We start from the raw sequence: 19,259 nt of genomic DNA on the forward strand, positions 1-19,259 counted from the left end.
GAGGCCCGGGCGACGTGACCCGCCCGGCACACCCGATAGTACGTACCACGCCCCGGTTCCGCTTGCGTCCCGCTGGCGCGCGCCCGTCGGGCGTTGGGCGTTGGGCGTTGGCGCCTGCTGCGCCTATACTTGGCGTCATGCTGCCGTTTCGCCCCTTCCGCGCTGTCACGCGCCCGTTGACGGGACTGTTGGCGTGCGCCAGCGTGTTCGCCAGCGTGTTCGCCAGCGTGTTCGCCAGCGTGCTTGCCGGCGCGATCCCCCGGTCGCTGCTGGCCCAGCCGTGGACCACCCGGCATCAGGATGCCCTGTGGGTGGGGACGTTCGTGGATCAGCCGATCAGCAAGCGCACCGCCCTCTGGTTCGATGGGTCGTGGCGCCGGATGGGGATGGGGGCCGAGCCGCAGCAGCTGCTGGTACGTCCCGGGCTGCAGGTCACGCTGTCGCCGGGGGTGCGGGTGGCGGCGGGGTACGGCTACATCGCCACACAGCCGTACGGGGCGTTCCCCATTGCCAATCCCACCCGTGAGCACCGCACCTGGCAGCAGCTCACGGTGGCGCACACGGCCGGCGCCGTGAGCATCACGCACCGCTACCGGCTCGAGCAGCGCTGGCTACACCCGTTGCTTCGCGTGGCGGGGGAGGGCGCGGGGGAGGGGGACGATGCGCGGACGTCGGGGCCTACGACCTACCAGAATCGTCTGCGCTACATGCCGCGGGCGCAGGTTGCGCTCGGGTCCCTCACGGTGGGTGGGCGCCCGGTGATCGGGTATGTCTGGGACGAGCTGCTGATGCCCCTCGGCGGCCCCACGCAGACGTTCACGATCGGCCAAAATCGCGCGAGTGCCGGCGTGGGCATCCCGACTGGCGCGCGGACCCGCGTGGACGTGGGCTACATGAACCTGTACAACGCGTTCGTGCCGCGCCGTGCCAACGAGATCAATCACACGCTGTGGCTCTCGATGCACTGGACGGGGCGCTGGCCGTGACGTGAGCGGCCTCACTTGTAGAAATCAAAGTATGCGCATATACTCATATACAAACCTCAACCCCTGTGCGCATGCCCACCTTTCGCAATTCGCCCGTCGACGTCGTGATCGACGTCCGCTCGAAGGTCGAGTACTGGCTCGGTCACTTGCCGGGCGCTCACTGCGTGCCGGTGGATACCCTGCCTGACGGGCTCGACGGCGTTGCCGGTGTGTCGAAGAGCGCATCGCTCCTCGTGTACTGCGCGAGCGGCGGCCGCTCCGCGATGGCGGCGCAGATGCTCCGGCAGGCCGGCTATACCAACGTGGTGGACGGTGGTGGCATCGCGGCGGCCACGGCCGAATTCGACGCGTAGTCTCCCGCCTCGCCGTACAGGCAACGCGGCCCACTTCCCCGGGGGAAGTGGGCCGCGCGCGCTTGCCACCGACCGGTTACTTGTCGGTGTCGAGCATGGTCTTGATCTGATCGCGCGCGTCCTGCAGGTGCGCCCGTGTGGTCCGGTCGCCGGTGCGGCCGATCGCGCCAGCCAGCTCGCGGTCCAGCGTGCGCATTTCGTCCTTGAGGAGCGGACGGAAGTCGCGCGTGTTGACTACACCACCACCAAGGAACGCGGCAATGGCGGCATCCTGCGCGCTCGGCGGAGCCGGCTTGATCTTGCTCGCCATGGCTTCGAGATACGTGGTCTGCAGGCGGCGACGATACGCGTTCACCGGCTGACCGCCGTAGATCTCCTTCCACAGGCCGCGACGCAGGTCGGTGAGCATTTCCCCCAACGAGTAGACGTCGGACGTGTTCTGGGCCGTGGCTTCCGCCTCCACCATGCGCTGCAGCTTCGTGTTGTTCACGAGGCTGGAGAGCGAACGCGCCTGCGCATTGGTGATGCGATTGATGTTGCCGTCCGCTTCGAACTTGCGCAGCGTTTCCACGTTGATCAGATACGACGGCGTCGTGAACACCTGGTCGTTGAGGAACTTCACGGCCGCCTTCTGTCGTGCGCGTGGCACCGGCGTCCAGACGGCACCGCTCTGGCTCACGGCCTTTTCCTGCTTGTCCGAACCGCCCACGATCTTGGTCACGTGTGCTGCTTCGGTGGCCCACTGTCCCACCACTTCGCCATACGCCTGACGGAGCAGCGAGAAGTCGGCGAGTTTGTTGTTCGTCGCCGCACGTTCCACCAGCTTCATCACGCGGGCGATGTTCTTGAAGCCCAGCGTGGTGGCGCGTACGGCGTCGGCATCGCCAATGGCTTCTGACTGCTCGCCCGGGTCCGCACCGGCGGCACCCGCGTCACCGGCAAAGCGGTACCAGGGCACACTGTCCTGCATGCGCGCCCAGGCGTCGAGCGTGGCCTTCTCGTCTTCCGACGTCTTGGCTCCCGGGATGGGCTTGTAGCCCCACATCACGGCGTAGCGATCGTACGGGCCCACCTTGGGCACGAGATCCTGCAGGGCAATGCCATCTTCGGGCTGCGCGACGTAGTTGAAGCGCGCGTAGTCCATGATGGACGGCGAGTGACCCATCTTCGACACCCACGTCTTGCTGCGGATGGAGTCGAGCGGGTACATCGAGCTGCCCTTGAAGTTGTGTGGGAAGCCGAGCGTGTGTCCCACTTCGTGCGCCACGACGAACTGCACGAGGCGCCCCATCAGCGAATCGGGGAACGGGAACGTCTGGGCCCGCTTGTCGAGGTGCCCGACCTGCGTGAAGTACCAGTTGCGCTGGAGATCCATGATGTTGTGATACATCTGGACGTCGGCGTCGATGATTTCGCCGGTGCGCGGATCGGTGGTGCTGGGGCCGACGGCGTTGGCCACCGGCGACGGCAACCAGCGTACCATGGCGACACTCGCGTCTTCACCCGAGAAGTCGGGATCGTTGGGCGCGTCGGCCGACACGATGCCCTTCGCAAAGCCGGCCTGCTCGAACGCCGGCTGCCACTCTTCGATGCCCGCCTTCACGAAGGGGATGAGCCACTTCGGCGTGGCCGGATCGACGTAGTAGGTGATGGGCTTCTTGGGAGCGCAGAGGTTGCCGACCTTCTGGTCGGAGCACTCCAGGCGCCAGCGCGCGATGTAGCGACGCGGCAGCACACGCTGTTCGTTGGAGCCGAAATCGGTCTTGAACTCCCCGAAGTACCCGACGCGCGGATCGAGCAGGCGCGGCATCATGGGTTCGTCGGGCAGACGCACGATGGAGAAGGTGTACGCTTCCGTCGTGGCCTGAGCCGGACCACCCAACCCCGGAATGGGGAGGCCGGGAATCCCACCCGCACCGCCGATGGGCGTGAACGTCTGGATAGCGGTCACGTTCACGTTGCGCGAGAATGCCGAGAACTTCTCGATGTACGAACGCGAGGCGTCGACCGTGGCCCGACGGCCATTGGCGGTGAATTCCTGTACGCCACCGGTGAACATGCGCGTCACTTCCACCACGGACGCGCTGTCCTTCCCGTACGCTTCCACGTTGAGCGACGCAATGATCGGGTAGAACTCGATCAGCGACATCGCGCGGCGCGTCTGCTGCAGGCTGTCGGTGGCGATGCTGTTGTAGTTCACGTCGCGCACCAGAATACGATTGTCGCGACGTTCGAACCGAATGAGACGATCCGTGCCCAGCGTGCCACTGATACCGATGCCCGCTGGTGTCCCGGCCAGCACGCTGGTGATCACGAAGTCCTTCCCCATCTGCGACGCGGGGATCTCGAAGTAGAGGCGCGACCCCACCTGGTGCACGTCGAACACGCCCTTCTTGCTCTTGGCGCGCGGCGTGATGACGGTGGCGTACGGGCGCGGATTGGCCTCGGCCGCGCCACCCAAGGCGCCACCCAGGGCACCGGCGAGGCCGGGGATGTTGGGGAGGCCGGCGGGCGGCTGCGTGGGGGTCGGCTGTCCGGGCTGGCCGGGAGCCGTGGGCTGCCCCGGCGCCGTGGGCTGCCCCGGCGCCGTGGGGAGGGCGGCTGGACGGGCGGCCCCGCCGGTGGGGGGCGGCGTGGGAGCGGGCGCCGACACGAACTGCTTGGCCGGCTTGCAGGCGGCGAGAGCCAGCCCGGCCAGCACCAGCGGCATGGAACGGATGCGCATTGGACCTCGAGGAGGGAAGGAAATTCCCGCGCGGGCGGGACGCCTTGAGTTTATGGAAGGGGAGGGGACTCGGGAACCGACGGTGCCGTTAAACAGTGGGCAGCAGGGGCACCGAAGAAAGCAGAGGGCGGGATCCCTTTCGGCATCCCGCCCTCCCCAACTCTGGCCCGCGCCCTGTCAGGCGACGCCGGTCACTTGTCGTTGTCGAGCATCTTCCGGATTTGATCCCGCGCGTCCTCGAGGTGCGCCTTGGTCATGCGATCGCTCGTCTTGCCGAGCGCGCTCGCGAGGTCGGCGTCGAGGGTCCGCATTTCCGCCTTCAGGATGGGACGGAAATCGGCGGTGCCCACGGGCGCCTGGGCGCCACGGCCGCCCTGGCCCGGGAACGCCGCCGCGGCGGGCGTCGCGGGCGGGTTGATCTTCCCGGCCATCGCTTCGAGGTACACGCGCTGCAGGCGGCGGCGGAACGCGTCGATCGGGGCCCCGCTCTGGATTTCCTTCCAAAGCCCCGCGCGCAGGTCGGCGAGCATGTCGGCGACCGGGTACACCTCGGCCTTCGACGCGAGTGCCTCGAGCTCCAACATGCGCTGCATGCGGTCGTTGCTTACCACACTCGCCAACGAACGCGCCTGTGCGTTACCTACGCGATTGAGGCTGCCGCTCGGCTCGAGCTTGCGGAGGATGTTCTGGTCGAGCAGCCAGGTGGGCGTGGTGTACGCGTTGTCGAGCAGGAACTGCAGCGCGTCCTTCTGGCGCGCCGGCTCCACCGGGCGGTACACGGGGCCCTTCTGCCCCACATACTTCTCCTGCTTGTACTGCCCGCCGATCACGCGGGCCACGTGGCCCATCTCGGTGGCCCACTGGCCGATCAGACGGCCATAGAGTTCCTCGAGATCGTCGTAGGTCGTGCCGTCCTTCCACGCCGTCGCGCTCTCCAGCATGGCCATGGTGCGCTTGAGATTCTTCACGCCCAGCGTGGTGGCCTTCACGGCGTCGGCATCGCCGACCGCTTCCGACTGCTCACCCGGATCGGCGCCCTGTGCCCCACCGTCGCTCGCGAAGCGGTACCACGGCGTGTCGTCCTGCAGGCGCGTCCACTTCTCGAGCGTGGGCTTCTCGTCTTCCGGCGTCTTCGCGTTCGGAATGGGCGTGTAGCCCCACATCACGGCGTACTTGTCGTACGGGCCGACCTTCGGGATGAGATCATCGAGGTCGATGTTGTCTTCCGGCTGCGCCACGTAATTGAAGCGCGAGTAGTCCATGAGCGTGGGCGTGTGGCCCATCTTCTTCACCCACGTCTTCGAGCGCACCGAGTCCACGGGATACATGGAGCTCGCCTTGAAGTTGTGCGGGAAGCCGAGCGTGTGGCCCACCTCGTGTGCGGTCACGTACTCCACCAGACGGCCCATGAGGGTGTCGGGGAACGGCAGCTTCTGCGCGCGCTTGTCGAGGTGGCCGACCTGCGTGAAGTACCAGGAGCGATTGAGGTTCATCACGTTGAGGTACGTCTGCACGTCGGCGTCGAGGATCTCACCCGTACGCGGATCGCGCAGCGACGGGCCCACGGCGTTCTCGGTGGCGCTGGGGAGCCAGCGCACCATCGCCACGGTCGCGTCCTCGCCGGAGAAATCGGGATCGTTGGCGGGCGGCTCGGCGGCCACGATGCCCTTGTGGAAGCCGGCGGCTTCGAAGGCCACCTGCCAGTCTTCGATGCCCTTGCGGATCCACGGCTTGATCCACGCCGGCGTGGCGGGGTCGAGGTAGTACGTGATGGGCTTCTTGGGCACGCAGAGGTTGCCCACCTTCTTGTCGCTGCACTCGAGGCGCCAGCGACCGATGTAGCGCTTGCTCTCCACGCGCTGCGTGGCGCCGCTGAAGTCGCGCTGCGTGACGCCGAAGTAGCCCACGCGCTCATCGAGGAGCCGCGGCTTCATGGGGTCTTCCGGCAGCTTCGCGATGGAGAAGGTGTACTTCTCCGTGGTCGGCGCGTTGGCGTTGGCGGCCCCCGGTGCGCCCGGGAAGCCGGCGCCCGGCGCGCCGCCCTGCGGCGTGAAGCTCTGCACCGCGGTCACGTTCACATTCTTCGCATACGCCGAAAACTTCTCGATGTACGAGCGCTGCGCGTCGACCGTGGCGCGGCGGCCCAGCGCGGTGTACTCCGGCACCCCACCGGTGAACATGCGCGTGACTTCGACCACGACGGCGCTATCGGGGCCGTATGCTTCCACGTTGAGCGACGCGAGAATCTTGGTCACGCCGATCAGCTGCGCGGCGAGCTGCTGCGACGAGGCGGTGTCGGCGATGATGTCGCGGTAGTCGGCTTCGCGCACGAAGAGGCGGTTGTCGCGCCGCTCGAAGCGCACGAGGTTGTTGCCGCCCTGCGTGCCGCGGATGCCGATTTCGTCGGGGGTGCCGGCGAGGGTGGTGACCACCACGTAGTCCTTGCCGAGTTCCGCGCGCGGAATTTCGAAGTACAGGCGCCCACCTACCTGGTGCACCTTGAACACCCCGTTCTTGGTGGTGGCGCGCGGCGTGATGATCGCCGCGTAGGGGCGGGGCTGCGGATCCTGCTGGCCGCCGGCGCCACCCTGACCACCGGCACCGCCCTGACCGAAGCCGCCCGGCATTCCGCCCGGCATTCCGCCCGGCATCCCGCCCGGCATGCCGCCGGGGCGACCGGCGGCGGGGGTGGGTGCACCGCTGGGCGCGGCAGTCGGCGCTGGGGCCGGGGCGGGGGTCGGCGCCGGCTTCGTGCACGCGCCGAGGGCAAGCCCGGCGGTGGCGGCAAGCGTGAGGGAACGAGAGCGCATGATGGGATGGAGTCCTGCTGAGGGGGGAGCCGAGGTGTTTCGCGGCAGCATAGGGGCGCCATCGCTTCCGGCGCACGCCCTAGGTTTACGCACGGATTCCCTGCGGTGCTGGCATCCGCGCCACCAGCGCCGTCAGCGGCTCGGAGGCAGGGACATGACGCGGACCACCCGGAGCGCCTGCGATGGCACCTGCACCTCGACCAGCCTGCCATCGCTCCACGTGGAGATGATTTCCAGTCCGTCGACGCTGAGCAGGATCGTGTCACCTCGGACTTCGGCTACCACGGGCACCGTGCGGCCGGAGCCGGTCACGTACACGGGAAGGGTGTCACGCTTCGCCTGCTGTGCGTACCACGCCAGGATAGCCGTGTGCAGCACCGAGCGCGCAAGCAACGGGACGGCTCCCTTGGCGCTGCTCACCCGCTGATGCTGCGTCCCGTTCCAGGTCCGCGTGGTGACGAGCATGCTGTCGCCCACGCTGAGGATGTCGGTCTCCTGCAGCGGGACCACGTCGCCGGGCGCATTGGGCGGGTAGATGCTGATGGTGAGCAGCGCGGGGGCGCCGTCCGCGAGCAGGTGGTCCCAGTTTACGCGTGGCCGGTCCGGCTGTACGAACACGCCGCGAAGGACCGCCGAATCCTGACGAACCGCCTCGAAGGCGACCGTATCGCCGGCCTGGATGTACACATACACGGCGGCGAGGGTGTCGCTCTTCGCAGGCACCGCTGGTATGCCCTGCGCGTGGGCGCGCAGCGGTGCGAGGAGCGACGCGAGCAGGAGGACGCAGCGGAGCATGGGCATACGAAGCGATGCCGAGGGCCCAGGCGCAATAGCGGGACGCAGGGTGCGGACCTCCGAGGCGCTCGTCATCCGCCTATCGGAGAATCCGGACCGCCCATTCGGCCAGTGCGCCGCGTACGTCCTTACGCACGCGGGTATTCGTGAGTGACTGATATCCCGTGGGCGATCCGCTCGCGTCTTCGAGGAAGAGATGATTGGTCGCGGGGAAGTGTTGCACCGTGACCGCGCGGTTGCCGGCGGTGCGCAGGGCCGTGGCAAGTTGATCGGCCTGTTCGGGGGTGACCTGCATATCGGTGTCACCCTGCAGGATCAACACGGGTTGCTTCACGCTCTTCGCCATCACGAGCGGGTCAGTGGTCATGAAGTAGCGCATCCAGCGGTTGGTGCGCTGCAAGGAGTCGAGCGCTGCGGGGATGGTGCGCCGGAGCGAGTCGCGCTGGGATTCCGTGACTGGCGCCGCCTTGATGCCATTTTCGTTCTGGTACACAAGCACCTTCCGGCCGTCGATGGCCGGACCCGCAAGCAAGGCGATCGCCTTGATGCGTGGGTCTTTCACGGCGGCGATCGGGGCGATGAGTCCCCCCTCGCTGTGCCCTGCGAGTGCGATCCGATCGCCGTCCACGTCGGGCCGGTTCCGGAGGAAGGTCACCACGCTCAACACGTCGTCGGCGAAGTCCTCACTGGTGGCGCTGTCGCGGGAGGCTTTGCCGCCGCTCTGCCCCACGCCGCGGTCGTCGTAGCGCAACACGGCGATGCCGCGGCGGCCGAGGGTGTCGGCGAGGTCGCGGAAGATGGCGTAGTTCGTGATGCCCGGGAGACGTGAATCGCGATCCTGGGGGCCACTGCCGCTGATGGTGACGAGCACCGGTCCTTTGCCCGTGGCCCCCTTCGGCTTCGTGAACGTCCCGGCGAGCGTGTAGCCGCGCGGGGTGACGATGCTCACCGACTCGCTGGTGTACGGCGCATCGGCGGGCGCCTCGTAGCTCACCGGCGTGGCCGGCGGCAGGGATACGGCGCCTGCCGCCCGCACAGCCCGCAGGTTCTGCGCGGGCACGCGCACCTCGATGGGGACGCCGTCGCGCCAGATGGTAAGCATATCGAGCCCGCCCATGGTCATCCGCGTGGTGTCGCCACTCATGCTGACGGTGGCGTCCATCAGCTGTCCACCCTGCGTGAGAAACACCGGCAGGGTGGTGCGACCACGCTCACCCGAACGCTCGCGCGCCACGACGGTGAGCAGCGCGGAGTGCAGCAGCGAGTTGTTGATGAGCGCCACGGCCCCCGCGCGTGCGGGCACCACCTGCGGGCGCATGGCGCCGCGCATCCCCAGTTCGATCGCCATCGAATCACCGCGCGGGACGAAGCTGGCCGCCTGCAGGGGCGCGGCATCCGCGGCGCTTCCGGCGGCGAAGACGCTGAGCGTGAGACGGAGCGGTGTGCGCAGCTGCTCCCACTCGAGGCGCGGCTGCCCCGTGTACTGCAGCACGCCCTTCACGACGTCGTTGCCGGGGGTGACGGTTTCCGTGGCCAGTGTGTCGGTGCCGCGGAGATAGACGAAGGTGATCGGCCCCTGCTGGGCGCCGGCCACGCGCGCCACGATGCCGGCGAGCAGCAGGGCGACAACGACGGCCGTAACGATCCGACCGGCGCGGCGCGATCGTGCGAATACGAGATGCAGCATGTCCGGATCCTTGTGTACGCACCGCCAGCGGCGGTGGTTCAGGTTTCGTCCCCGTCGTCTTCACGGGGTGGCGTGAGGGGGGGCGCGAAGGCGCTCATGCCCGGCTTCGGCGCGCGCCCCGCCTCGCGAAGCGCGCGCCGCAGCAGAAACTCGATGTGGCCATTCAGGCTGCGCAGATCGTCTTCGGCCCAACGACTCACGGCGTCGTGGACCTCGCGATCGATGCGCAGCAGGAACGATTTGCGTTCAGCCACGAACGGGCGCCGTCAGGTGTAGAGGGAGCCGGCATTCACGACCGGCTGCGTGGAGCGCTCCGAACAGAGCACCACGAGCAGGTTGCTCACCATCGCCGCCTTGCGTTCGGCGTCGAGATCGACGATGTCGCGATCCTTGAGGGAGGCGAGCGCCAGCTCGACCATCCCCACGGCCCCTTCCACGATGGTCTGTCGCGCGGCCACGATGGCGCTGGCCTGCTGACGCTGCAGCATCGCCGCGGCGATCTCCGGGGAGTAGGCGAGGTGACTGATGCGTGCTTCGATCACCTCCACCCCCGCTGTGGCCAACCGGTCCACGAGCGCCTGCATCAGCCCGCGGTTGACCTCTTCCTGATGCGTGCTGAGCGCGATCTCGTGCGTGCCGTGGGCGTCGTAGGGATGCTCGCTGGCCAGCGCCCGCAGCGCCGACTCACTCTGCACCGCCACATACTGCACGTAGTCATTGACCTCGAAGAGCGCCTCGGCGGTGTCGGTCACCTTCCACACCACGATGGCCCCGATCTCGACGGGGTTGGAGCGGGCGTCGTTCACCTTGAGTTTGTTCGTCTCGAAGTTGCGCACGCGGAGCGACACGCCGGTCTTCTGCATGAACGGGTTCACCCACCAGAGCCCCGGCTCGCGCACGGTGCCCTTGTAGTTGCCGAACAGGGTCAGGACCTTGCCCTCGTTGGGCTGCACGGTGAAGAGCCCGGGCAGGCCGAGGCCGAGGAGGCCGCCGATCAGGATGCTGGGGATGGCGAGGCCGAAGTCGTTGGCCCGGGCCCCCAGGTAGAAGCCGTAGAGGCCGGCCAGCAGGCCGGCGGTCAGGAGGACGGCGACGATGAGGCCGGGGGCGGGGCGGACGCGGGTTTCGCGGAGCATTGTGGGGACTCGGTGTGGGTGGTCTTGAAGTGATATCATTTTGGTAGCGCATACGGGAGGGGGGGTGGGTTTCATGGAGCGGGGGCGGCAGGGCGCCGGCCCAGATGCTCTGACCGCCCAGCGTTTCCCCGCTTGCCAGCGTCACACACGCAGGCCATAGTCGCCACCATCCGCCCCTGCTCCATTCATTTCGGAGGTACGTCGTGAGTCGTTCCACCCCGCGCCTGGCGTTGCTCGTCGGCGCGCTTGCTCCTTTTGCCACGCTCGCGGCCCAGCCGGCCCGGACGGTGGCTCGCCCGGCTGCCCGCGCCGCTGCCCCGGCGATCGCGCCGTTGGCGGCCGGGTTCGACAGCGCCGCGCTGTCGGCTGTGCGCTGGCGTGAAGTTGGCCCCTATCGTGGCGGCCGTTCGGTGGCTGTGGCCGGATCGGCCGCCCGCCCCAAGGAATACTGGATGGGCACCGTCGGCAGCGGGGTCTTCAAGACCACCGACGGTGGCGACACGTGGGTGCCGATGACCGACAAGTACTTCGGCGGCACCATCGGTGGCATTGCGGTGTCGCCCAGCAATCCCGACATCGTCTACGTGGGCGGCGGCGAGTTCGCCATCCGCGGCAACGTGTCGCACGGCGATGGCATGTGGAAGACCACCGACGGCGGCAAGACGTGGGCGAACATCGGGTTGAATGACACGCGCCAGATCTCGAAGGTGCGCGTGCACCCCACCAACCCCGACCTCGTCTACGTGGCGGCGCAGGGGCACGTGTGGGGTCCCAACGCTGAGCGCGGCGTGTTCCGCTCGAAGGACGGTGGCAAGACCTGGGCGAAGATCCTCTTCCGCGACGACTCGACTGGCGCCGCCGATCTGGTGATGGATCCCACCAACCCCAGCGTGCTGTATGCCGGCTTCTGGCAGGCGCATCGCACGCCGTGGATGCTCGTCTCGGGCGGCACGGGCTCGGGGCTGTTCAAGAGCACCGACGGCGGTGACACGTGGACGGAGCTCACGAAGAACGCCGGCCTCCCCAGCGGCCTGTGGGGCAACATCGGCATCACCGTGAGTGCGGCCAATCCGCGCCGCGTGTACGCGCTGATCGAAGCGGACCAGGGCGGTGTGTACCGCTCCGACGACGCCGGCGCCACGTGGCAGCGCGTGAACGACGAGCGCAAGCTGCGCCAGCGCGCGTGGTACTACTCCAAGATCTACGCCGATCCGAAGAACCCGGACGTGGTGTACGCGTCGAACGTGCAGTTCCAGGTGTCGAAGGATGCGGGCAAGACGTGGAGCAACCTCAATCCGCCGCACGGCGACTCGCACGATCTGTGGATCGCTCCCGATGATCCGAGCCGTATGATCGAAGGGGACGACGGTGGCGCCAGCGTGAGCACCGATACCGGCAAGACGTGGACGGCGCAGGACTTCAACACGGCGCAGTTCTACCACGTGACCACCACGAACCACTTCCCGTACCAGATCTGCGGCGCGCAGCAGGACAACAGCACGCTCTGCGGTCCCTCGCGCGCGCGCGGTGGCATCACGATCGATATGTGGAAGGATGCCGGTGGCGGCGAGTCGGGCTTCATTGCGGCGCTCCCCAACAACCCCGACATCGTCTTCGCCGGCAGCTACGGCGGCTTCCTCACGCGCAAGGACATGCGCACCGGGCTCGAGCGCGACGTGAATCCGTGGCCGCTCAATCCCATGGGGCATGACGCGAAGGATGCGAAGTATCGCATGCAGTGGACCTTCCCCGTTGTCGTGAGCCCGCACGATCCGCGCACGTTGTACGTGGGCTCCAACGTGGTGTTCAAGACCACCAACGAAGGCGACAGCTACACCGCCATCTCTCCCGACCTGTCACGCAACGATCCGCGCACCCTCGGTCCGTCGGGCGGCCCCATCACCAAGGACCAGACGGGCGTGGAGACGTACGGCACCGCGTTCGCGATCGCCGAATCACCGGTGGCGAAGGGCACCATCTGGGCGGGCACCGACGACGGCCTCGTGCACGTGACGCGCAACGGTGGCGCCACCTGGACCAACGTGACGCCGCCGCTGCTCAAGGAACGGGAGTGGGCGCGTGTATCGATCATCGATCCGAGCCATTTCAATGCGGGCACGGCATACGTGGCGGCGAATCGTTTCCAGATGGACGACAACGAGCCGTACCTCTTCAAGACGACCGACTTCGGCAAGACGTGGACGCGCATCGACAACGGCATCACGCGCACGGAGTTCACGCGTGTGATCCGCGAAGACGATACGCGCCCCGGTCTGCTCTTCGCCGGCACCGAGCGTGGCGTGTGGGCCTCGCTTGATGATGGCGCCACCTGGTTCTCGCTCAAGCGCAACCTGCCGATCGTGCCGGTGCACGATCTCGCGATCAAGGAAGGCGATCTGATCGCCGCCACGCACGGTCGCTCGTTCTTCGTGATCGACGACATCGGCGTGCTGCGTCAGCTGTCGGCCACCACGCTGGCGAAGAAGGCGCATCTCTTCACGCCGCGTCCGTCGTACCGCATCAACTGGGGCGGCGGTTTCCAGATCGGCCAGTCATCGAGCCCGGTGGGGCAGAACCCGCCCAACGGCGCGATCGTGTACTACTGGCTCAAGGACAAGGCCAACAAAGTCACGATCGAATTCCGTGACAGCACCGGGCGCACGGTGCGGTCGTTCTCGAGCGACGAGGCCGCGCCCGCAGCGGGTGGTGCAGGCCGTCGCGCCGTGGCGGGTGACCGTCCCCCCACCAACGCCGTGGGGATGAACACCTTCTCGTGGAATCTGCGCGAAGCCGACGCCACGACCTTCCCGGGGATGATCCTGTGGGCGGGCGTGACCACCGGCCCGCTGGTGCTGCCGGGCACCTACACGGTGCGTCTGCTGGTGGATGGGGCGCCGGCCGGTGACGCGAAGCTGCTGGTGAAGAAGGATCCGCGCAGCGAGGCCACGCCGCTCGATCTCGTGGCGCAGTACAAGCTGCTCATGCAGATCCGCGACCGCACCACCGACGCCAACGACGCGGTGCGCACCGTGCGCAACGTGCGCAATCAGGCCAAGGCGCGCATGACGCAGGTGGCCGCCGATTCGGCGACGTACGCGCAGCTCGTGCAGGCGCTCGACGCCAAGATCAGCGCGATGGAAGCGGAGATCTATCAGGTGAAGAACCAGTCGGGGCAGGACCCGCTCAACTTCCCGATCAAGGTCAACAACCAGATCGCGGCGCTCGCCGGCGTGGTGGGGAGCACCGAAGCCCGTCCCACGCGGCAGTCGGCGGTGGTGTTCGATACGCTCACGAAGGAGCTCGAGGGCTACCTCGTGGAACTGCGCAAGGCGTACAAGGAACTCATTCCGCCGATCGATGCGATCCTGAAGAAGCACGGGCACCCCGCCCTCGAGGTGAAGCCCGCCGACGCCCCGCCGCCGCGCGGCTGATCGTCGCGAAGGTCGATCGCACACGTCCCCGGTCGAGACATTCCGTCTTGGCCGGGGACGTCGTCATGTCCCCGGGAGCGATCGGGCGGCACGCCGTTGCGCGGCCGTTACCGCAACCGCCGGATCGCGACGATGCCCGCCATCGGCCCCAGTGAGAGCAGCGCAAACGCCCACGCCCACCCCGCGCGCGCCTGCATCCACGGCACCAGCTGGATGGTGATCGTGGTGAGCAGGAACCCCAGCGACGTCTGCATCGTGAGCGCCGTACCCACCGCGTGGGGCGGCACGCTCTCGGTGACCAGCACCGAGAACTGCGCGCTGTCGGCGATCACGAAGAAGCCCCACACCAGCGCGAGGGGCGCGAGGATCCACCAACTCCCGCCGAACGCGAACCCGATCAGCGCCCCGCAGGCGCCGCTGATGGCCATGGCGATCACCACCAGCCGTTCGCGCCCGATGCGGTCGGCCACCACGCCACCCCACAGGCAGCCGGCGCCGCCCACCGCGATCACCGCGAACGACAGCGCACTCACCCTTGCTACTGTCCGCTCCGGATGCTGGCCCATGTCGCCATGCGCCATGTCGCCATGCGCCATGTCGCCATGCGCCGCCGCACTCGCCAGCAGGAACGCCGGAATCCACGTCCAGTACGAGTACAGCTCCGCCATGTGTCCGAGGTAGCCACCCATGGCCAGCCGCCAGCGACGGGTCCTCGTGACGGTGGTGATCAGCTGCCATGAAAAGCGGCGCGAGGGAAAGGCATACGGGCCGTCGCGATAGCCCAGCCACACCAGCGCGGCCGCGAGCGCCGTGGCGCCGCTCGTCACGGCCACCACCCCCGAGAGCGTGACGCCGGGGACCACGTAGGCGAGATACGGCCCCGCCTTGCCCACGGTCAACGCGCCGACCACCGCCCCAACCGCCATGCCGCGCCGCGCGCGGAACCAGGTGGCGGCCATCTTCATCGCCGGCGGGTACACCCCCGCGAGCGCCGCGCCGCACAGCGCGCGCGTGATCAGCGCCTGCGAAAACGACGGCACCACCGGCAGCAGCAGATTGATCGCCGCCGCCAGCAGCGCCGACACCGCAAACAGTCGCCGCGCGGCCACGATATCGGCCAGGTTGAGCAGCGCCGACAGCGCCGTGCCCCCCACGAATCCCAGCTGCACGGCGGTGGTGAGCCACCCCACCTGCGCGCTCGAAAGTGACCAGCGCTGTTGCAGCTCGGGGGCCACCGCGCTTCCCGCGAACCACACGCTCATCCCCAGCAATTCCGCGCAGGCCACCAGAAGCAGCATGCGCCAGCGATCCGGCGCCTCGTCGTCCGGTACGCCGTTAGCGGAAGGTCGCATCGTCAATGCTACGGGACACTGGTGACGATGGGCGCCCGGTCGAACTCGTCCAGCTGTTCGGCCAAGCTGCGCAGCGCCGCTTCCGCGTTGCCCCCCAGACCAATCACATGTGTGCGCAGAAAACGTCGCAGCGGGTCGCGCATCACGCCCTCCTCGGTGCAGTCCACCACCGTGCCAGTCTCCTCGCTTCGCACCGCAAACGCGAAGGATCCAACCGGCTGGCCATCGTCGCCGGTGATCACGAGACGATACGTATCGAGCGGGGCAGTGCACACCGAGACGTTGAGCGCACGTTCCGTCCACACGGGCCACGCCGTGGACTCGTGCAGCGCGCGGAGCACGTGCGGCGGTGCGGCGCGGAGTGCGATGCGGCGGTGCACCCGGAACCGGGCGGGCGTGACGAGACCGCCCACCACGATCGCCACGACGGCGGCGGCGATACCGGCCATGACCAGCAGGATCCAGTTCATCATCGCGGCGCCACCGGTGTGCCGTGCACGTGCGTGGTCGGGGACGGCGTGTCCGCCACGGTCAGCGCGCCGCGACGGATGGGGCAGGGTTACCGCGGGGTGCGGTCGGCATCCGGCGGCGCGACGGCCATGCCCATGGCATGGTAGCCCTTGTCCACGTACACCGTGGAGCCGGTGATGCCGCTGGCCAGCGGGCTGCAGAGGAACGCCGCCGTGGTCCCCACTTCGCGCGCCGACAGCTCTTCGGCGATCGGTGAGTTGGCGGTGCAGTACTTCACCATGTTCTCGATGATGCCGATGGCGCTCGCGGCACGCGAGGCGTAGGGACCGGCCGAGATGGTGTTCACCCGGTGGCCCCACTTCCGACCGGCTTCGAATGACAGCAGACGCGTGTCGCTCTCGAGCTGCGCCTTGGCCGACGACATCCCGCCACCGTAGCCCGGCACCGCCTTCTCGCTCGCCATGTACGTGAGCGAGCAGAAGGACCCGCCGGGACGCATGATCGGGCCGAAGCGCTGCACCATCGACACGAGGGAATAGGCGCTCGCACTCGAGGCGGCGAGGTAGCCAGTCCGGCTCACTTCGAGCAGCGGCTTCTTCACTTCCGGGCCATTGGCCAGCGAGTGGAAGACGATGTCGACCGGCTGCGCACCGAAGTCGGCGACGAGCCGTTCGGCGAGGCCGTTGATCGAGTAATCGCCGAGGTCCTTGTAGCGCTTGTTCTCGCGCACGTCTTCCGGAACATCGTCGAAGGTGTCGAACATCGCATCGAGCGGATAAATCCGATCGAAGGTGAGCTGGGAGCCGTCGGGCATCTGACGGCTCTCCTCGAGCTTCCCGCGCTCAAACAGGTTCAGGAAGATGTTGAGCGCCGGCGGCCATGTGGCGACACACACGCTGGCTCCTGCCTCGGCGAACGCCTTGGCGATGGCCCAGCCAAAGCCGTTGTCATCGGCGACACCCGCCACGAGGGCGCGTTTGCCGGTCAGGTCGATGGGTAGCATGCCCGAAACATAGCCTACCGGGCCGCGCGCGTGAGCCGATCACGCACACCGTCCCACGTCGGGTCGGCCGCCGGTGCCTCGATCAGCACCAGGGCGGCGTCGGCGCGATCGGCCTCGTGCAGCGCCGCATAGAGTGCACGGGCGTAGGGCGCCGGGTCGTCGGGCATGGGGACGACGTGCAGGCCGGGCAGGTCGAGGGCTCCCAACGTGGCCTGCAGGGTGCCGCTGCGCACGAGGGCGTGTACCGGCCGGGCTGCCACCGCCACGGGGGTGGCTCGCTGCCGCGTGGCCAGCGCCTCCAGCAGCTCCTGCGGCGCTCCGCCGTCGAACAACCACACGTCTCCACGGGGCGCGTAGTGGCGATCGGTCATACCCGGCGAGCGGGGGGCGCTCTCGGGGACGGCGTCGTGCGCCACGGCACGGGGCGGTGCGTCGGTGACCACCACGCCCGTGCCCGCGAGTGCCGACTCCAGCGCGGCCCGTCCCAACATCCCCGGGCGCAGGATCACCACCTCGGCGCCGGTGCAGTCCACCACGGTGCTCTCGATCCCCACGGCGCAGGGGCCGCCGTCGAGCACGAAGGGGGCGCGATCACCGAGGGAGTGGACGACATGCGCCGCCGTCGTGGGGCTGACCTGCGTAAAGCGGTTGGCGCTGGGGGCGGCGACGGGCACCTGGGCGGCACGCAACAGCGCGAGCGCGACGGGATGATCCGGCACGCGCAGCGCCACGGCGTCGAGTCCGGCCGTGATGACGTCCGGTACGTGCGCCGCCTTGGGGACGACCAGTGTGAGCGGTCCCGGCCAGAAGTGCTCCGCCAGGCATTGCGCGGCGACGGGCCACGCCCGCGCGAGCGCCCGCGCGGCATCCACGTCGGGCACGTGGGCGATCACGGGGTTCCAGGCCGGCCGTCCCTTGGCCGCGTAGATCTTCCGCACGGCCGCCTCATCGAGCGCATTGGCGCCAAGGCCGTAGACCGTTTCCGTGGGAAACGCGACGAGGTCGCCCGCCCGCAGCCGTTGGGCCGCGCGCGCGATGATGGTGACATCGGGATGTGCGGAATCGACCGGGACGACGGACATCCCGCAATCTAGCGGGACGGCGCCCGGAATGGCGCCGGCGCTCGCGTGTGATGCCTCAGGGGTCGAGTGTGTCGTCGAACGGGTGATCGAGCATCGCCGATGCGTCGCCTTCGAATGGGGCGTCGAGGATGCCGATCGCGTGCGAGGCATCGGCTTCGCGCACGGCCAAACGCACCGGATACAGCATGCGCATGGCGGGGAGCATGCCGCCCGCATCATCGAACAACAGCACGGCGGGAATTTCGTGGGCCTCGAGCACGCTTCGTGCCACGAGCGCTTCCATTTCGTTCACGTAGTCGCGGATGACGACCATGGCTTGTCCCATACGGCAAACGTATCACCTCGCCCCGCGCTTCGTGAGGTGGCTAGATTGCCGGTATGGCTGCTTCGTTCGGAATTTTCGTGCTCGCTGAGTTGCCCGGCGAAGCCGGTGCGGTCGTGCGCACCATTCAGCAGCAATACGATCCCAAGCTCGCACGGCTCACGCCGCCGCATGTGACGCTGGTCGGATCATCAGGGGTGGGCGCCATTCCCACCGACACACCGCTCGAGCGCATCCGCGAGGCACTCGCCCCGATCGCGGCGAGTACCGAACCGATGTCGCTGCCGTTTCTCGCGCCGCACCGCTTCATGCAGACCGAGATCATCTCGCTGCCGCTCGACCCGAACGGGCCGTTGCGCACGCTCCACGAACGGTTGGCGCGCAGCGGGCTGCCCTTCAAGCGATCCCGCTTCCTGTTCTCGCCGCATTGCACGCTGAGCTTCTATCCCACGCTCACGCCGAAGACCGAACGCGAGTTGCTCGCCATGCGCGTCACCGCGCCGGCGGTGATCGAGCGGCTCCAGGTCTACCTCACTCGCGATCCGCAACCGAGCACGTTGCTGTTCACGCTCGAGCTCGGTTCGGGGGTGGAGATCAACCGCGCGTTTCGGGGCGAAGCTTCTGGTACGCGGCCATCGCCTGCTTGAGGCCGAGCAGCGCCGAGGCCTCGAGTTCGTACTCCATCTGCAAATCCCCGAGGGTATCGGCATCACGCTGCGCGATCTGCCGCGAGGCCCGCTCCGCGATGCTGTGCCGCCGCAGGTATTCGCGGGCGGCGAGCCACATGCTGTTGGCGGCCATGCGCAGGTCGGCCTGATCGGTGATCTGCGCCGTGGCGCAGATCCGCTCGAAGTCGCGCACGACTTCGGCGAGCGCGAGGTCGATCGTGTCGACCATGGCATGCGCAGCGCCGAGTTCGGTGGTGGCCACGCCGAGATCCATCAGGCGCGCGAGACGCTCATGCTGCCGGCACGTTTCGGCTGCTGTGCGCGCGAGGGCATCGCAGCAGTCGAGTGGCGTCAGTGCGGCCACCGACGAATCGTCGGCAGCGGCAGCAGCGGCGGTGGAGCGGGAAGCAGCCATGGGGGAGATGGGTCGGGCGGGGC

16 protein-coding genes are annotated in these 19,259 nt (G+C 68.2%); 4 read left to right on the top strand and 12 right to left on the bottom strand.

All coding sequences use genetic code 11. From position 1 onward, the window contains the following. The first annotated feature begins 137 nt into the window (after positions 1-137). Together ACIQ51_RS03225 and ACIQ51_RS03230 are read left to right on the top strand one after the other, a co-directional pair. Positions 138-986, top strand: a complete 849-nt coding sequence (locus ACIQ51_RS03225) for a DUF2490 domain-containing protein (RefSeq protein ID WP_396203565.1) — start codon at positions 138-140, stop codon at positions 984-986. Between the two features lie 71 nt (positions 987-1,057). Then, the gene (locus tag ACIQ51_RS03230; RefSeq protein ID WP_396203566.1) at positions 1,058-1,339 is read left to right on the top strand and encodes a rhodanese-like domain-containing protein; all 282 of its coding nucleotides are present in this window, start codon (positions 1,058-1,060) and stop codon (positions 1,337-1,339) included. Between the two features lie 76 nt (positions 1,340-1,415). Here the strand turns inward: ACIQ51_RS03230 and ACIQ51_RS03235 are convergent, their stop codons facing one another. The 6 genes from ACIQ51_RS03235 to ACIQ51_RS03260 form a co-directional block, all read right to left on the bottom strand. Next, on the bottom strand, positions 1,416-4,064 hold the full coding sequence (locus ACIQ51_RS03235) for a zinc-dependent metalloprotease (RefSeq protein WP_396203567.1): 2,649 nt from the start codon (positions 4,062-4,064) through the stop codon (positions 1,416-1,418). A gap of 191 nt (positions 4,065-4,255) precedes the next feature. After that, positions 4,256-6,874, bottom strand: a complete 2,619-nt coding sequence (locus ACIQ51_RS03240) for a zinc-dependent metalloprotease (protein WP_396203568.1) — start codon at positions 6,872-6,874, stop codon at positions 4,256-4,258. A 132-nt stretch (positions 6,875-7,006) separates the two neighbouring features. Continuing rightward, complete coding sequence (locus ACIQ51_RS03245; protein WP_396203569.1) at positions 7,007-7,669, bottom strand: hypothetical protein; 663 nt, start codon at positions 7,667-7,669, stop codon at positions 7,007-7,009. Positions 7,670-7,748: 79 nt separating this feature from the next. Then, the gene (locus tag ACIQ51_RS03250; RefSeq protein ID WP_396203570.1) at positions 7,749-9,356 is read right to left on the bottom strand and encodes an alpha/beta hydrolase family protein; all 1,608 of its coding nucleotides are present in this window, start codon (positions 9,354-9,356) and stop codon (positions 7,749-7,751) included. 38 nt (positions 9,357-9,394) lie between these two features. Then, complete coding sequence (locus ACIQ51_RS03255; protein ID WP_396203571.1) at positions 9,395-9,610, bottom strand: hypothetical protein; 216 nt, start codon at positions 9,608-9,610, stop codon at positions 9,395-9,397. Between the two features lie 12 nt (positions 9,611-9,622). Continuing rightward, positions 9,623-10,492, bottom strand: a complete 870-nt coding sequence (locus tag ACIQ51_RS03260; RefSeq protein ID WP_396203572.1) for an SPFH domain-containing protein — start codon at positions 10,490-10,492, stop codon at positions 9,623-9,625. 203 nt (positions 10,493-10,695) lie between these two features. On the opposite strand from ACIQ51_RS03260, the gene ACIQ51_RS03265 reads away from it, so the two are divergent. Continuing rightward, on the top strand, positions 10,696-13,923 hold the full coding sequence (locus ACIQ51_RS03265) for a WD40/YVTN/BNR-like repeat-containing protein (RefSeq protein ID WP_396203573.1): 3,228 nt from the start codon (positions 10,696-10,698) through the stop codon (positions 13,921-13,923). 107 nt (positions 13,924-14,030) lie between these two features. Here the strand turns inward: ACIQ51_RS03265 and ACIQ51_RS03270 are convergent, their stop codons facing one another. The 5 genes from ACIQ51_RS03270 to ACIQ51_RS03290 all read right to left on the bottom strand — a co-directional run bounded on the left by ACIQ51_RS03270 (position 14,031) and on the right by ACIQ51_RS03290 (position 18,156). Continuing rightward, positions 14,031-15,275, bottom strand: a complete 1,245-nt coding sequence (locus tag ACIQ51_RS03270) for an MFS transporter (protein WP_396203574.1) — start codon at positions 15,273-15,275, stop codon at positions 14,031-14,033. A gap of 8 nt (positions 15,276-15,283) precedes the next feature. Next, entirely contained in the window at positions 15,284-15,748 is a 465-nt protein-coding gene (locus tag ACIQ51_RS03275; protein WP_396203575.1) for a hypothetical protein, read from the bottom strand. Between the two features lie 86 nt (positions 15,749-15,834). Continuing rightward, positions 15,835-16,749, bottom strand: a complete 915-nt coding sequence (locus ACIQ51_RS03280; RefSeq protein WP_396203576.1) for an enoyl-[acyl-carrier-protein] reductase — start codon at positions 16,747-16,749, stop codon at positions 15,835-15,837. A gap of 14 nt (positions 16,750-16,763) precedes the next feature. Next, a complete protein-coding gene (locus ACIQ51_RS03285; RefSeq protein ID WP_396203577.1) occupies positions 16,764-17,831 on the bottom strand; it encodes an L-threonylcarbamoyladenylate synthase in 1,068 nt (355 codons plus the stop codon). 55 nt (positions 17,832-17,886) lie between these two features. Further along, positions 17,887-18,156: a hypothetical protein gene (locus tag ACIQ51_RS03290; RefSeq protein ID WP_396203578.1), complete on the bottom strand. Its 270-nt coding sequence runs from the start codon at positions 18,154-18,156 to the stop codon at positions 17,887-17,889. Between the two features lie 53 nt (positions 18,157-18,209). Between ACIQ51_RS03290 and ACIQ51_RS03295 the strand changes: the two genes are divergently transcribed. After that, positions 18,210-18,800, top strand: a complete 591-nt coding sequence (locus ACIQ51_RS03295; RefSeq protein WP_396203579.1) for a 2'-5' RNA ligase family protein — start codon at positions 18,210-18,212, stop codon at positions 18,798-18,800. Here ACIQ51_RS03295 and ACIQ51_RS03300 read toward each other — a convergent pair. Further along, positions 18,748-19,236, bottom strand: a complete 489-nt coding sequence (locus ACIQ51_RS03300; RefSeq protein ID WP_396203580.1) for a hypothetical protein — start codon at positions 19,234-19,236, stop codon at positions 18,748-18,750. The two genes, ACIQ51_RS03295 and ACIQ51_RS03300, sit on opposite strands and share 53 nt — an antisense overlap. Positions 19,237-19,259 lie beyond the last annotated feature (23 nt).

Origin of the sequence: Gemmatimonas sp., assembly GCF_044344655.1 — a bacterium.
GTDB lineage: Bacteria > Gemmatimonadota > Gemmatimonadetes > Gemmatimonadales > Gemmatimonadaceae > Gemmatimonas.